This window comes from Microbacterium sp. TPU 3598, assembly GCF_002356155.1.
GTDB lineage: Bacteria > Actinomycetota > Actinomycetes > Actinomycetales > Microbacteriaceae > Microbacterium > Microbacterium maritypicum_A.
On sequence record NZ_AP017975.1, the window covers coordinates 2,919,097 to 2,933,069 of the forward strand.

At 69.3% G+C, this 13,973-nt stretch carries 12 protein-coding genes; 2 read left to right on the forward strand and 10 right to left on the reverse strand.

The window, feature by feature from the left end; all coding sequences use genetic code 11:
- Positions 1 to 62: 62 nt before the first annotated feature.
- The 6 genes from MST3598_RS13865 to gabT all read right to left on the reverse strand — a co-directional run bounded on the left by MST3598_RS13865 (position 63) and on the right by gabT (position 8,258).
- Positions 63 to 1,427: an NAD-dependent succinate-semialdehyde dehydrogenase gene (locus MST3598_RS13865; RefSeq protein ID WP_029258913.1), complete on the reverse strand. Its 1,365-nt coding sequence runs from the start codon at positions 1,425 to 1,427 to the stop codon at positions 63 to 65.
- Between the two features lie 56 nt (positions 1,428 to 1,483).
- Positions 1,484 to 2,950: an NAD-dependent succinate-semialdehyde dehydrogenase gene (locus MST3598_RS13870; protein WP_029258914.1), complete on the reverse strand. Its 1,467-nt coding sequence runs from the start codon at positions 2,948 to 2,950 to the stop codon at positions 1,484 to 1,486.
- A 22-nt stretch (positions 2,951 to 2,972) separates the two neighbouring features.
- Positions 2,973 to 4,520 carry an APC family permease gene (locus MST3598_RS13875; RefSeq protein WP_029258915.1) on the reverse strand — a complete coding sequence of 516 codons (1,548 nt, stop codon included), beginning with the start codon at positions 4,518 to 4,520 and terminating at the stop codon, positions 2,973 to 2,975.
- Entirely contained in the window at positions 4,520 to 5,404 is an 885-nt protein-coding gene (locus MST3598_RS13880) for a universal stress protein (protein ID WP_021201074.1), read from the reverse strand. Before MST3598_RS13880 ends, MST3598_RS13875 begins: the two co-directional genes overlap by 1 nt.
- The gene (locus MST3598_RS13885; RefSeq protein WP_021201075.1) at positions 5,404 to 6,786 is read right to left on the reverse strand and encodes a flavin monoamine oxidase family protein; all 1,383 of its coding nucleotides are present in this window, start codon (positions 6,784 to 6,786) and stop codon (positions 5,404 to 5,406) included. The genes MST3598_RS13880 and MST3598_RS13885 overlap by 1 nt, the downstream gene beginning before the upstream one ends.
- Before the next feature lie 107 nt (positions 6,787 to 6,893).
- Complete coding sequence (gene gabT / locus MST3598_RS13890; RefSeq protein WP_029258916.1) at positions 6,894 to 8,258, reverse strand: 4-aminobutyrate--2-oxoglutarate transaminase; 1,365 nt, start codon at positions 8,256 to 8,258, stop codon at positions 6,894 to 6,896.
- Between the two features lie 99 nt (positions 8,259 to 8,357).
- Between gabT and MST3598_RS13895 the strand changes: the two genes are divergently transcribed.
- Entirely contained in the window at positions 8,358 to 9,866 is a 1,509-nt protein-coding gene (locus MST3598_RS13895; protein WP_029258917.1) for a PucR family transcriptional regulator, read from the forward strand.
- Between the two features lie 154 nt (positions 9,867 to 10,020).
- Here MST3598_RS13895 and MST3598_RS13900 read toward each other — a convergent pair whose 3' ends face one another.
- Complete coding sequence (locus MST3598_RS13900; RefSeq protein WP_029258918.1) at positions 10,021 to 10,428, reverse strand: riboflavin kinase; 408 nt, start codon at positions 10,426 to 10,428, stop codon at positions 10,021 to 10,023.
- Positions 10,425 to 10,949 carry a flavin reductase family protein gene (locus tag MST3598_RS13905; protein ID WP_029258919.1) on the reverse strand — a complete coding sequence of 175 codons (525 nt, stop codon included), beginning with the start codon at positions 10,947 to 10,949 and terminating at the stop codon, positions 10,425 to 10,427. The genes MST3598_RS13900 and MST3598_RS13905 overlap by 4 nt, the downstream gene beginning before the upstream one ends.
- Positions 10,950 to 11,052: 103 nt before the next feature.
- Between MST3598_RS13905 and MST3598_RS13910 the strand changes: the two genes are divergently transcribed.
- Positions 11,053 to 11,658: a PadR family transcriptional regulator gene (locus MST3598_RS13910; RefSeq protein WP_021201080.1), complete on the forward strand. Its 606-nt coding sequence runs from the start codon at positions 11,053 to 11,055 to the stop codon at positions 11,656 to 11,658.
- Between the two features lie 2 nt (positions 11,659 to 11,660).
- Here MST3598_RS13910 and MST3598_RS13915 read toward each other — a convergent pair whose 3' ends face one another.
- Complete coding sequence (locus tag MST3598_RS13915; protein ID WP_029258920.1) at positions 11,661 to 12,545, reverse strand: ribokinase; 885 nt, start codon at positions 12,543 to 12,545, stop codon at positions 11,661 to 11,663.
- Complete coding sequence (locus tag MST3598_RS13920) at positions 12,538 to 13,917, reverse strand: NtaA/DmoA family FMN-dependent monooxygenase (RefSeq protein ID WP_021201082.1); 1,380 nt, start codon at positions 13,915 to 13,917, stop codon at positions 12,538 to 12,540. Before MST3598_RS13920 ends, MST3598_RS13915 begins: the two co-directional genes overlap by 8 nt.
- Between the last annotated feature and the right edge of the window lie 56 nt (positions 13,918 to 13,973).

The following is a 13,973-nucleotide window of genomic DNA, read 5'->3' on the forward strand; positions in this document are numbered from 1 at the left end:
GCATTCGGTGGTGGATGCGACAACGGCCCCCCGCGTTCTGCGAGGGGCCGTTCATCGTGCGCTCAGCCGATGCGGATGAGCTTCTTGTTGACGAACTCGTCCGCGGCCAGGTGACCCAGTTCGCGGGCCGTGCCGCTGCGCTTGACGCCGCCGAACGGCAGCTCGGGGCTGTCGGCGAGCACGAGGTTGACGTAGACCATGCCCGCCTCGATCTTGTCGGCAACGCGCTCCGCCTGCGCGGCATCCGTCGTGAAGACGTAGGAGCCGAGACCGAAGGTGGTGTCGTTCGCGAGCTCGACCGCCGCGTCCTCATCCGCCACGCGGTAGACGACGGCGGCGGGGCCGAAGAGCTCCTCGCGGTAGACGTTCATCTCGGGCGTCACGTCAGCCAGCACGGTCGGAGCGAAGAACGCGCCGTCACGGGTGCCGCCGGTGAGGAGCGTCGCTCCCTGCTCGACCGCCTGGTCGATCTGCTTCTGCAGGTTGACCGCAGCCGTCTCGGACGACACCGGACCGAGGACCGTGTCGTCGAGCATGGGATCGGTCGCCTCGACGGCCGCCATCGCCGCCGTGAACTTCTCGACGAAGGCGTCGTACAGGCTGTCGACGATGATGAAGCGCTTCGCGCCGTTGCAGGCCTGCCCGTTGTTGTCGAGGCGCGCATCGACGCCGGCCTGCACCGTGGCGTCGAGGTCGTCGGTGGAGAGCACGATGAACGGGTCGGAGCCGCCGAGCTCGAGTGCGACCTTCTTGAGGTTGCGTCCGGCGATCTCGGCGACCGCGGCACCGGCGCGTTCGGATCCGGTGAGCGAGACGCCCTGCACGCGCGGGTCGGCGATCATCGTCGCGATCTGCTCGTTCGTCGCGAGGACGTTCTGGTAGGCGCCCTTCGGGAATCCGGCATCGTGATAGATCTTCTCGATCGCGGTCGACGACTCCGGGCACTGCGGGGCGGGCTTGAGCAGGATCGTGTTGCCCACGATCAGGTTGGGAGCGGCGAAGCGCACGATCTGGTACGCCGGGAAGTTCCACGGCATGATGCCGACGAGCGGGCCGAGCGAGGAACGGCGGATGATGGCCGACCCCTCCCCCAGGATCGCGATCGGCTGGTCGGCCATGATCGACTCCGCCTGGTCGGCGTAGTACTCGGCGATGTCGGCGGCGAAGTCGACCTCGCCGAGGGCGGCCTCGCGGGGCTTGCCCATCTCACGCACGAAGATGTCGGCGAGCTCTTCGCGGCGTTCGCGGTGCAGCTCGGCGGCACGCCGGACGAGGGCCGCGCGCTCGGCGACCGTCGACGAGCGCGACCACTCGCGGTGGGCCTCGTCGGCGGCGGCGACCGCCTCATCGATCTGGGCATCCGTGAACGTGTCGAAGGACGCCAGCGTCTCTCCGGTGGCGGGGTTGGTGACGGCGTAGTCGGTCATGACATGTCCTCTCGTGTGGTGGTGCGGGGCCCGACGCGCGGGCCCCGCATCGGAAATCAGGAGACCGGGATCAGCGTGTACTTGGTGGACAGGTACTCGTGGATGCCCTCGAAGCCGCCCTCGCGGCCGACGCCGGACTGCTTGACGCCGCCGAAGGGTGCGGCCGCGTTCGAGACAACGCCCACGTTGAGACCCATCATGCCGGTCTCGAGCCCGTCGATCATCCGCTGGCCGCGCTGCAGGTTCTCGGTGAAGACGTACGACACGAGTCCGTACTCGGTGTCGTTCGCCAGGCGCACGGCCTCTTCCTCGGTCTCGAAGGTCGCGATCGCGAGCACCGGTCCGAAGATCTCCTCGCGCAGGATCGCGCTTCCCGCGACGACATCGGTCAGCACGGTCGGCTCGTAGAACGTGCCCGTGCCCTCCACAGCCTTGCCACCTGCGAGCAGCGTCGCACCGCGACCGACCGCATCGTCGACGAGTTCGCCGGCCTTCGCGACCGCATCCGCGTCGATGAGCGGTCCGATCGCCACGCCCTCTTCGGTGCCACGGCCGATCTTCATGCCGTTGACGCGCTCGGTGACACGCTTGGCGAATTCGCCCGCGACGTCCTTGTGCACGATGAAACGGTTCGCCGCCGTGCAGGCCTGTCCGATGTTGCGGAACTTCGCGGCCAGCGCACCGTCCACGGCCTTGTCGAGGTCGGCGTCGTCGAACACCACGAACGGGGCGTTGCCGCCGAGTTCCATCGACACGCGCAGCACGCCCTCCGCCGCCTGGGCGATGAGCTTGCGTCCGACCTCGGTCGAGCCCGTGAAGGAGAGCTTGCGCAGACGCGGGTCGGCGATGATCGGCGCCGACAGCGCGCTCGACTTCGAGGTCTGCACGACGTTGACGACACCGGCGGGAAGGCCGGCCTCTTCGAGCAGCTTCGTGAAGTACATCGTCGTCAGCGGCGTGAGCGCCGGGGGCTTGATCACCACGGTGCAGCCGGCCGCGAGTGCCGGAGCGATCTTGCGCGTCGCCATCGCGAACGGGAAGTTCCACGGCGTCACGAAGAACGACGGTCCGACCGGGCGCTGCGACACGACCATGTGGCCGGTGCCCTCGGGGTTGATGCCGTAGCGGCCGCTGATGCGCACGGCCTCCTCGCTGAACCAGCGCAGAAACTCGCCGCCGTAGCCGACCTCGCCACGCGCCTCGGCGAGCGGCTTGCCCATCTCGAGCGTCATGAGCAGCGCCAGGTCCTCCTTGTGCTCCTGCACGAGGTCGAATGCCCGGCGGAGGATCTCACTGCGCACGCGCGGAGCCGTCGCGGCCCACGCGTCCTGCGCGGCGACGGCCGCATCGAGGGCGCGGATGCCGTCTGCGGGCGTCGCGTCGGCGATCGTGCGGATCACGGCACCGGTCGCGGGATCCTGCACGTCGAACGTGCCGCCGGTCTCGCCGTCGATCCACTCACCGCCGATGAAGAGGCCGGTGGGGATGCTGTCCAGGAGCGCCTGTTCGGTCTGAGTGCTCATGATTCTCTTTCTGTGAGGAGGGCTAGGAGCGCGTGCGTCGGCTGGGAGGTGCGTCGATGCTCAGCGTCTGACCGCGGAAGAACGCCGGCCGTCTGATGGCGTTCCAGACCATGACGACGATGCCGACGCCGATGATCAGCATTCCGAGGATGAAGACGATGCCGACGCCGCCGATCTGAGAACCCGAGCCGTAGGCCGGGTCCATCGAGTCGATCAGCGTCGTGAAGAACAGCACCGCGAGGATCGCACCGCCCACGAGCGGGAAGAGGAACGTGAAGAAGAAGTTCCTCGTCGAGTCGAACCACTGCTTGCGGAAGTACCAGACGCACGCGAAGGCGGTGATCCCGTAGTAGAAACAGATCATCATGCCGAGCGTGAGGATGGTGTCCCACAGCGTGTCCTCGCTCACGACGCGCATCACGGCGTAGAAGGCCGACGCGACGATGGCGGAGATGATGGTCGCGTACCCCGGGGTGAAGAAGCGGGGGCTGACCTTCGCGAACGACTTGGGCAGGGCGCCGTAGTGCCCCATCGCCAGCAGCGTGCGCGCCGGTCCCACGAACGTGGACTGCAGCGACGACGCCGAGCTGGTCAGCACCGCGAGCGACACCAGGAAGGCGAGCGGGCCGAGGATCGGGCCGGAGAGGTGGAAGAACACGTTCTCCTGGATGTCCTCGTTGCCGAGACCCAGCGCACCGGTGCCGACACCGGCGAACATGATCATCGCCACCGCGAGCAGCAGGTAGAGCGAGACGATCATCAGCACCGTGACGGTGGCCGCGCGACCCGGGGTCTTCTCCGGGTCCTTGGTCTCCTCGTTCATGGTGAGGGTCACGTCCCAGCCCCAGAAGATGAAGATCGACAGCGAGAGTCCGGCGGCGACGGCGCTGAACGACGAGATCGCGAACGGGTTGAACCAGTTCAGATCGAAGGGCTGGTAGTCGAAGCCGTTGCCGTTGACGGCCTGCACGATCGCCGCACCGGCGAAGAAGAGCAGGACGAGGATCTGGAAGCTGACGAGCCAGTACTGCAGCTTCTGGGTCGTCTGCATGTCGCGGTACGAGATCCAGGTGGCCCCGAGCATGAACAGCAGGCACACGCCGATGTTGATCCAGGTGACGCTCGCGAGGGAGGCGATGTCGGGGTTGCCCGTGATCTGCGAGATCAGCAGGAAGAGGAAGTCGACGGCGATGCCCGCGAGGTTGGACAGCACGAGGATCGTGGCGACGACCAGGCCCCAGCCCGCCATCCAGCCCACCCACGGACCGAACGCGCGGGCCGCCCAGGTGAACGAGGTGCCGGAGTCGGGCATCCGGTTGTTGAGCTCGCGGTACCCGAAGGCGACCAGGAGCATCGGGATGAAGCCGACCAGGATGATCGCGGGGATCTGCGACCCCACCGTGGAGGCCACAGGGCCGACGGCGGCGGTGAAGGTGTAGGCGGGTGCGATGCACGAGATGCCGATCACGACCGCGCCGATCAGGCCGACCGTTCCGGCGCTCAGGCCCTTGGTGGAGATCCCGGTCGTGACACCGGATTCGGGCTCCGTCGCCCGGTTGGTGCTGCTCATCAGCGTTCTCCTGCTTCGTTGCGGGTGCGCGGGACGACGATCATGGGGACGGGCAGCTCGTGCAGCATCTTCGCCGCCGTGGAGCCCAGGAAGAGACGACGGGGCTGCGCCAGCCTGCTGGAGCCGACCAGGACCACCTCGCCGGGAAGCCAGGAGAGGTTCGCGACCGCATCTTCGACGGTGTCGCCCGGAGCCTTCTCGACGGCGGCGGTGCGCCCGTCGGGGAGCAGCTCTGTCGCCATCGCGAGGACCTCCTGCCCGTGGTCGTCACCGACCGTGCGGATCGCGCCCGTATCGAGCCCCGGGGGCACATCGAACGGCACGAGGGACACGAGGCGCAGGTCGACGCCGCTGTCGCCGGCGAGGGCGACAGCCTCGTCGAGCAGCGCATCGGCGCCCGGCCTCGATCCGACGGCGACCGTGACGCGCGGGATGACGTGGTCGTCCTGCTGAGCCGTTCCCACGGGTGCCAGCGCCACCGGGATGGTCGACGAGTGCAACAGCTCCGAGGCGACGCTCCCGAGCCGGTGGCGTCCGAAGATGCCCCCGCCCGCCGCACCGATCACGATCACCCGGGCGCCGAACTCCTCGCCGGCGGCGATGAGCCCCTCGGCGAACGACTCGGAGAACCGGACATGACCGCTGCGGGTCAGCTCCTGCGGCAGCCGGACGACGGCGTCGGCGAGCCACTTCCTGGCCTGCGACCGGATGTGCTCCTCATAGGCGCGCTCCGGCGGCACCGCGGCGTTGCGTGTTCCTTCGTTCGGCAGCACGATCACCAGGTGCAGGGTCGCGCCCAGGCTGCGGGCGATGCGCGCGCCCAGCGCCGCGGCATCCGCTCCCGCATCCGTCGCCGTGTACCCCACGACGACCGAGCCGGTCATCAGCTGCTGCTCTCGACAGCGCCGGACTCGCGGCTCGCATCGACGATGTTGGATGCGACGAGGTGTCCCATCCGGATCGCACCGTCGACGTGCTGGTACCCGGCTCCTGCCATGTCGCTGCAGGCGAAGTGGATCGGGCCGACCGCCGTGCGCAGGTCCGCGCCGTAACGGTGCAGGCCGCCCATGTCGAAGCTCGCGGCATAGGCACCACGCGTCCACTCCTCGCTGCCCCAGTCGCTCTCGTAGTAGACGACCGGGTTCTTGGCCTCTGGGCCGTAATAGTGCGAGAGCGACTCGAGGATGCGCTCCTTGCGCTCCTCGGCAGAGAGCTCGAACACGCCGTCGGCGTTGGCGTCGGAGACGAAGCCCACCAGGGTGCCGCGCTCGTCGCCGTGGTTCGTGTTGTCGTACGCCTCGTGCGACAGCTCGTACGGGCTGAACGCGGTGCCGCTGAGACCCTGCTCGCGCCAGAACGGACGATCGTAGACCGCGTGCACCTTGATGACGAAGCCCATGGAGAGGTGCTGGTGCAGCTGGTGCTGACGACGCGGCAGCGGCGGATCGAAGGAGATACGGCTGTACAGCACCGGCGCGTGCGCGAGGATCGCGTGGCGGGCGCGGACCGTGAGCTCGTCGGTGGTGGCGACGACCCCCGCGTCCGACCACTCGAGGCTGCGGACCGGCTGGTTCAGCAGCACGTCGTCGCCCAGGCGCTCGGCGAGACGCAGCGGCACCTGCTGCAGACCGCCGACCACGCGCTTGTCGAGGATGAAGTCGGCGTCGACGAGGTTCGAGTACGAACCGGCGGATGCGGCCATCAGCAGCGACTGCAGCAGCGAGAACGAGTGCGTGGGCTTGGTGAGCATCGCCGATCCCGTGGCGAAGGCCAGGTTGCGCACGGCCTCGTCGTCATCGGTCTGCGAGCGCAGCCAGGCGTCCCAGGTGATCGAGTCCCACTCCTCGGCGTTCGGGTGCGCCCACGGCTGATCGGGGTCGATCTCGGCGACCAGGGCGTCGAGGATGCCCGTGATCCGGGCGATCACGGCCTCGGTCTCCGGCGACACGGGGAACATCTCCCCCGTGAAACGGTGCGTCTTCCCGTCGGGGCCGACGTAGACGCTGTCGCCTTCGCGGTAGCGGCTGTAGGTCTCGAGGCCCAGCTCTTCGATGGCGTCCTTGAGCGCATCCTGATCGGGCGAGACCCACTGACCGCCGATCTCGAGCATGGCGCCGTCGATGACGTCGGTCCACAGGCGTCCGCCCACGCGGTCGCGGGCCTCCAGCACGGCGACCGACAGGCCGGCCTTGCGCAGGTCGTTCGCGGCGGTGAGCCCTGCGGCTCCGGCGCCGATGATGAGCACGTCGCGGGTGATCTCAGACATCTGCAACTCCTTCGTTGGGGGAAGTAGTGCCGGTCGCGACCCGAAATCCCCCGATTGGGGTCGCGACCGGACAGGGGGTCGGGCCGCACGGGAGTGCGGCCCGGATGCTATTCGGCGGCGGCCAGGGCGGCGGCGACGATGTCGAGTCCCTCGTTCAGCAGGTCGTCGCCGATCGAGAGCGGAGGGAGGAAGCGGATGACGTTGCCGTAGGTTCCGCAGGTGAGGACGATGACGCCCTGCGCGATGCACGCCTTGGCGACGGCGGCCGTGAGAGCGGCGTTCGGCGCCTTGGTCTCGGGGTCGACGAACTCGGCGGCGATCATCGCACCGTGGCCGCGGACGTCGCCGACGCGCGGGTCGTTTTGCTGGATCGCGGTGAGGCGGTCGATGAGGATCGTGCCGATCTCGCGCGCCCGCTCGATCACGCCGTCGTTCTCGAACACGTCGATCGAGGCGAGGGCTGCGGCGCAGGCGATGGGGTTGCCCCCGTAGGTGCCACCGAGGCCGCCCGAGTGCGAGGCGTCCATGATCTCGGAGCGACCGGTGACCGCAGCGAGCGGGAGACCGCCGGCGATGCCCTTGGCCGTGGTGATCAGATCGGGCTCGATGCCGAAGATCTCGCTCGCGAACATGTGCCCGGTGCGGGCGAAGCCGGTCTGCACCTCGTCGGCGATGAACACGACGCCGTTCGCGCGGCACCACTCGACGATCGCGGGGAGGAACCCGTCGGCGGGGACGATGAAGCCGCCCTCGCCCTGGATGGGCTCGATGATGACCGCGGCCAGGTTGTCGGCGCCGATCTGCTTCTCGAGCTGGAGGATGACGCGGGCCGCGGCCTCACGTCCATCGAGTCCGTCGCGGAACGGGTACGACATCGGCGCCCGATAGACCTCGGGCGCGAAGGGGCCGAAACCGCTCTTGTAGGGCATCGACTTGGCGGTGAGCGCCATGGTCAGGTTGGTGCGGCCGTGGTAGCCGTGGTCGAAGGCCACGACCGCCTGGCGACCGGTGTGCTTGCGGGCGATCTTGATCGCGTTCTCGACGGCCTCGGCGCCCGAGTTGAACAGGGCGCTCTTCTTGGCGAAGTCACCGGGGGTCACGCGGTTGAGCGCCTCGGCGACGCCGACGTACGACTCGTAGGGCGAGATCATGAAACAGGTGTGGGTGAACTGCGCGGCCTGAGCGGCGACGGCCGCGGCGACCTTGGGGTGCGCGTTGCCGACGGTGGTCACGGCGATGCCGGAGCCGAGGTCGATGAGCGAGTTCCCGTCGGCGTCCACGACGACGCCACCACCGGCGGCGACAGCGGCGACCGGAACGGTGTGTCCGACGCCCGCTGCCACGGCATCCGCCTTGCGCGCGAGGATCTCGGCGGAACGGGGGCCGGGAAGATCCGTGACCAGACGACGCTCCTGGGGGAGGTCGGGTCCGCCGAGAGGGACTGCGGGGGCTGCGGTGTCGAGGAGTGCCATGTTCGCGAGCGTACGGCGGCCACCGAGCCGCCTGCACTCACCGGTCTGTACAATCTGGAGAAGCAAATCGCCCGCTCGTACAACTCGCCGGAGGTCACCGTGGTCGTCACCGCCCAGCCGACCCTGCGCGCCCTGTTGCAGCGTCGCGATCTCGGGCTCTCTCTGATCCCCCGCGAAGGCGACATCCCCGATGGGGCACTCGACCGCCCGCTGCGTTGGGTGCACAGCTCCGATCTCGCCGACCCCACCCCGTTCCTGTCCGAAGACCTGGCGCTGCTGACCACCGGAACCCAGTTCGACGAAGCCGTCAGCATCGACACGTACGTCGGGCGGCTCGCGGACCGCGGGGTGATCGGTCTGGGATTCGGAACCGAGGTGCACCGGTCCGGCATCCCCGAAGAGCTCGTCGACGCGTGCGCCGCGCACGGGATGCCGCTGTTCGCCGTCCCGTACCGCACCCCGTTCATCGCCGTCGCCCGCGCGCACTCCGAGGCGATCGCGGCTCAGGCGTATGCCCGACGGTCCTGGGCCCTCGACACGCAGCGTGCCCTCGCTCTCGCCGCCCTCCGACCGCACGGCCTCGATGCGACGATCGCCGAACTCGGGCGGCGAATCGGCGTCTGGGCCGGGATGTTCGACGCCGCCGGAGCGCTCACCCTCTCCCACCCTCGCGAAACGGTGGAGGCCCGTGTGCTCGACGAGCTCGGGAATCGCGCGGTGGAGATCCTGACCCGTGGACTCGAGGCGGGGCAGTCGCTCAGCATCGAAGACCATTCGTTCATGCTGTTCACGGTCGGCCGCGGCGGGCATCTGCGGGGCGTCATCGCCCTCGCCGTCGATACGCTCGATCCCGAAGCCCGGTCGGTCGTGACCTCGGTGATCGCCATGGCAGGACTCGCGATGGAGCAGAGCGAGCAGCTCGCCCGCAGCCGTCGTCGCCTGCACGCACAGCTCCTCAGATCACTCCTCGCCGACGACCCCACCTTGGCCAGGAGGGTGCTGGGCAGCCTGCCCACCGCACCCGTGCTCGTGGCCGTCGCCGCCGACGCGCCGGCAGGGCCGCTCGCCGACTGGTGGGAGCGGCACCGCGCCGAGCACGGAACCTCGATCTTCCTCGCCGAATCCGAGGACGGGGTGACGATGTGCGTCTCAGCCGGAGACGAGGCCCTGCTCGACGAGGTCGCCGCCCGCTTCGGCATCCGCATCGGCGTCTCCGATCCCGAAGGGTACGATTCGTTCGCCCGGGCACACGCGCAGGCGCTCACGGCGCTGCGTCAGCAGGGCACCCACGGGGTCGCCCGCTACTCCGACACCGTCGGGTCGAGCATCCTCACGGCCCTCGCGACCGACGAGGCGCGCCTCGTCGCCGAATCGCGCCTGGCCCCGGTGCGCGAGCACGACGCCCGTACCGGCGCCGAGCTCGAACGCTCGCTGCGCACCTGGCTGGAGCATGACGCGAAAGCGGAATCCGCCGCGGTCGCGCTCGGAGTGCATCGGCACACCCTGCGCTCCCGCATCGCCCACGCGGGCGCGCTGCTCGACGTCGACCTGTCGACCTTCCCCGCCCGCGCCGAGCTCTGGACGATCCTGCAGACCGCCCGCGACTGAGCCGGGGCGGCTGCACGCTCCCGATCATCCACGTGCTTCCTGCTCGCACCCCGCGCGGCGGGAACGCTCCGGTCGCACTTCGCGCCGCCCCCGCGACGTCTGAGCGGCAGGAACTGCAACCGGAGCAGCGGGCCAACATCGGGCCAAGAGCGGGTCAGGAGTGGATGCGCGCTCCCGCAGCCAGCACCGCCCGGCACCGCATGACGTCATCGGCAGTCTGGGCGATCAACGCCTCGACGCCGTCGAACCGCAGCGTCGGGCGAAGGCGCGCGACGAGGGTCACGCACAGGCGCCGACCGTAGAGGTCGATGTCGGCATCATGCAGGTGCACCTCGACGCGTCGCTCGCGATCGCCGTCGAAGGTCGGGTTCATCCCGACACTGACACTCGCCGCCCACGACAGCAGGTCGTCGTCGATCCGCACCCACGCCGCGTAGATCCCGTCGTCGGGCAGATCTTCGTGGTCGAGCGCCAGGTTCGCCGTCGGGAAGCCGAGCTCGCGACCCCGACCGTCGCCGGGGACGACCAGTCCGACGATCGTCCCGGGCGGCGACGCGCTCACGCGTTCTCGGGGGCGGCGATCGAGCGGTAGCGGCTCTGATGGAAGACCAGGGGCTCGACGTCGTCGAACAGCGTGATGTCGGCGATCTCGTACAGCGCGATCTCGTGGTCGCCGCCGTCGAACGTGCCGTGCAGGCGACACGTGAGCCAGAGCGCTGCGTCCGCGATCAACACGGCTCCGCCATCGGTGCGGCGCCACTCATGGCCGCCGAACCGGTCGCCTTCCCTCGCCGAGAGCGAGCGACTGAGGGGCTCGTGGTGCGCGGCGAGCACGCTCATGCCGAGCTCGGGCACGGTGCGCAGCACCGGCCAGGTCTTCGACGTACGGGCGGCACTGATGGCCACCAGCGCCGGTTCGAGCGAGATCGAGGTGAAGGAGTTGACCGCCATTCCCACGGCACGGTCGTCGACGTGCGCGGCCAGGGCCACGACCCCGGTCGGGTATACCGAGAAGGCCCGGCGGAGGGCGAGGTCGCGCGGGACCGTATCGTTCGTCAGCGCGTCGGTCACGACAGTCGTCATTTCGGCTTCCTTTCGTTAGTCAACTTTGACTAGTTTTGATAATAGGCAACTTTGATCATGCAAACAACAGGAAAGGCGAAGGCCAGCCGTTAGCATGAGGTGCATGTCGACCACCCGCCTCGTCGTCCTCGGCGCCGTGAAGCAGTTCCAGCCCGTGCACGGGTACTTCCTCCGTCGCGAACTCATGACCTGGCACGTCGACGAGTGGGCGCATATCCAACCCGGATCGATCTACAACGCCCTGCGCGCCCTCGAGGTCGACGGCTACATCGCCGAGAGCGGCACCGAGGCCGAGGGCAAGCGCCCGGCGCGGACGACCTACCGCATCACCCCGGCCGGCGAGGTCGAACTGCAGCGCATGCTGCGCGAGAACCTCTGGAACGTCGCAGCCTTCGACACCCAGGCCATCATGACCGTCGCCTCGTTCATGTTCGTTCTGAGCCGGCAGGAGGTGATCGCCGGCCTCGAGCACCGCCTCATCAAGAGCGACGCGATCATCACGCAGAACGGCTTCGACGTGCAGGACACGCTGCGCTCCGAGACGACGCCCAAGTACGTGCGGGAGATCTTCGACCTCTCCACAGCCCGCCTCACGGCCGAGAAGCAGTGGCTGCTCGACCTGCTGGAACGTCTGCGCGGTGGGGAGTACACATTCGCCGGCGAGACGACCGAGGGCGCAGCGTCGGCCGACGCGGCCTCGTCGGCCTGAGGTCAGCGCGACGAGACGAGCGCGTCGATCGACTCGCGCGACAGGGCCGACGTCGTCGCACCCCGATGCTGCGCCACCACGGCGCCGGCCGCACAGGCCCGGATCAGCGCCGTCTCGATTGCCTCTCCCTGGGCGAGCGCGGCGGCCAGGGCTCCGCAGAACGCATCGCCGGCGCCGGTCGTATCCACCGGATCGATCCGGAACGCGTCGACCTGCAGAGGATCGCTCCCCGCGCGATGCAGCACCACTCCCCCGGCACCCCGGGTGAGAACCACGACCGGGGCTCCGGCGGCGTGCAGCCGGTCGATGCCGCCGAGCGCGGTGCACTCGGTCTCGTTCACCACCAGCACGTCGACGTCGCCGAGCATCTCGACCGCCTCGGCATCTGCGGGCGCGGCGTTCAGGATCGTCAGGGCTCCGGCCGTCCGGCCCGCGCGCAGGGCGGCCGCCACGCTCGCGAGCGGAACCTCCAGCTGCGCGAGCACGACCGCCGCGCCTGCGATCCCGGCGACCGCGTCGTCGACGTCGAGCTCGGCGTTCGCACCGGCCGCGACGATGATGCTGTTGTCGCCGTCGTCGAAGGCCAGCACGTGGGCGACGCCGGTCGGAACGGCGGCACTCCGGCGCAGGGCCGCCGCGACTCCGGCATCCGCCAGCGTCTGCTGCAGCACGTCGGCGGCCTCGTCCGTTCCGACCACCGCACAGAACCGGGTCGGAGCCCCGCTGCGTGCGGAGGCGACGGCCTGATTCAGCCCCTTGCCCCCGGCGAAGCGGCCGCCGGCCCGACCGAGCAGGGTCTCGCCGACGCGGGGAGGGCGCGAAACCTCGACCACGAGATCGAGATTCGCGCTCCCCACGACGGCGACACCGGTGAGGGTGTCAGACACGCGACATCGTCCGTCGGTACTGGGAGCCGGTGTGCGAGTCGGCGAGCGCCGGCGTCGGCGTGCCGATCAGACGCTCACGCAGCGACTGCGGCTCGGCCGAGGGTTCGGCGATCGCACCCCGCTCCTTGAGGATCGGCAGCACGTGCTCGATGAAGTCGACCGTCGACGCCGGCGGGATGACGGGAGCGAACAGGAATCCGTCCAGGTCGGCGCCGTCGGCGAGCTCGATCATCCGGTCTGCCACCTGCTCGGGGGTGCCGACGATCGGGCGGGCGCCGACGCCGTGCGCGTGCCAGTCTCCGAGAACGTCGCCGACCGTCTTGTCGGCGAAGCGGGCGACCTGGGTCTGCGACAGCTCGGTGCTCAGCTCCGACATCGGCGTGTTCGGCGCATAGGCTGAGAGGTCGAGGCCGGTGAACCATGCGTAGGAGGCGACGGTGACGTCGGGGTTCTGCGCGTCGGCGACCTCGGCGTACTTGCGCTGCGCTTCTTCCTCGGTGCTGCCGACGATCGCGGCGAATGCCGACATGATCTTCACCTCGTCCGCCCCGCGGCCGTTCTTGACGGCCTCTTCGCGGATCGCCGACGAGTGCGCACGCAGCTGCTCGACCGAGCCGCTGCCGACGAAGATCGCCTCGCCGTGCTTGCCCCCGAACTCCCGGCCCGCGGGAGAAGCCCCGGCCTGGAACAGCACAGGGGTGCCCTGCGGCGAGCGCGAGGTGTTGCCGTAGCCGTGCGAGCGGAAGTAGGGGCCGTCGTGCGCAATGCGGTGCACCTTGGACGGGTCGGCGAAGCGGCCGGACTTGTCGCGCTCCAGTGCGCCCTCCTCCCACGCCTGCTCCCACAGCTTGTACACGACCTGCATGAAGTCGTCGGCCATGAGGTAGCGCTCGTCGTGGCCGACCATCGGCACGCCGAAGCCCTGCACAGCCGTGTCGGCCGTGCCGGTGGTGACCACGTTCCAGCCGATCCGGCCGCCGGAGAGGATGTCGAGCGTCGCCATCCGTCGCGCGAACGAATAGGGCGGTTCGAGCAGCGTCGAGCCGGTGGCGACGAGCCCCAGGCGCGTCGTCTCGGGGATGAGAGCGGCGAGGATGATCGCCGGGTCCAGACGCGGCAGATCGAGGCCTTCGAGGGAGCAGATGTCGGGACGCTCGCCGGCGACGTCGGCCCACCCCCAGGCATCCGCGAGGAACAGGAAGTCGAACCCGGCGTCCTCGACCATGCGCGCGGTGTCGCGCCAGTACTCGAGCTTGTCGAACAGGTAGCGCCCGTTGTCGGGGTGCCGCCACGTGGCGGTGCCGGAGTCGTTCGCCTGGGCGTTCTCGAAGAGGCCGAGACGCAACTGCTTGACGGTGTTCTGATCGGTCATGTGCGGGTGCCTTCCTTGTGGGTGGTTCGTTCTGGTGGTTCTGGAGTGGTTCCGGG

Excerpts from the sequence above, each read along its gene's own strand:
- MST3598_RS13865 (WP_029258913.1), bottom strand. The coding sequence starts at position 1,427 with ATGACCGACTACGCCGTCACCAACCCCGCCACCGGAGAGACGCTGGCG.
- MST3598_RS13870 (WP_029258914.1), bottom strand. The coding sequence starts at position 2,950 with ATGAGCACTCAGACCGAACAGGCGCTCCTGGACAGCATCCCCACCGGC.
- MST3598_RS13875 (WP_029258915.1), bottom strand. The coding sequence starts at position 4,520 with ATGAGCAGCACCAACCGGGCGACGGAGCCCGAATCCGGTGTCACGACC.
- MST3598_RS13880 (WP_021201074.1), bottom strand. The coding sequence starts at position 5,404 with ATGACCGGCTCGGTCGTCGTGGGGTACACGGCGACGGATGCGGGAGCG.
- MST3598_RS13885 (WP_021201075.1), bottom strand. The coding sequence starts at position 6,786 with ATGTCTGAGATCACCCGCGACGTGCTCATCATCGGCGCCGGAGCCGCA.
- gabT (WP_029258916.1), bottom strand. The coding sequence starts at position 8,258 with ATGGCACTCCTCGACACCGCAGCCCCCGCAGTCCCTCTCGGCGGACCC.
- MST3598_RS13905 (WP_029258919.1), bottom strand. The coding sequence starts at position 10,949 with ATGACGACTGTCGTGACCGACGCGCTGACGAACGATACGGTCCCGCGC.
- MST3598_RS13910 (WP_021201080.1), top strand. The coding sequence starts at position 11,053 with ATGTCGACCACCCGCCTCGTCGTCCTCGGCGCCGTGAAGCAGTTCCAG.
- MST3598_RS13920 (WP_021201082.1), bottom strand. The coding sequence starts at position 13,917 with ATGACCGATCAGAACACCGTCAAGCAGTTGCGTCTCGGCCTCTTCGAG.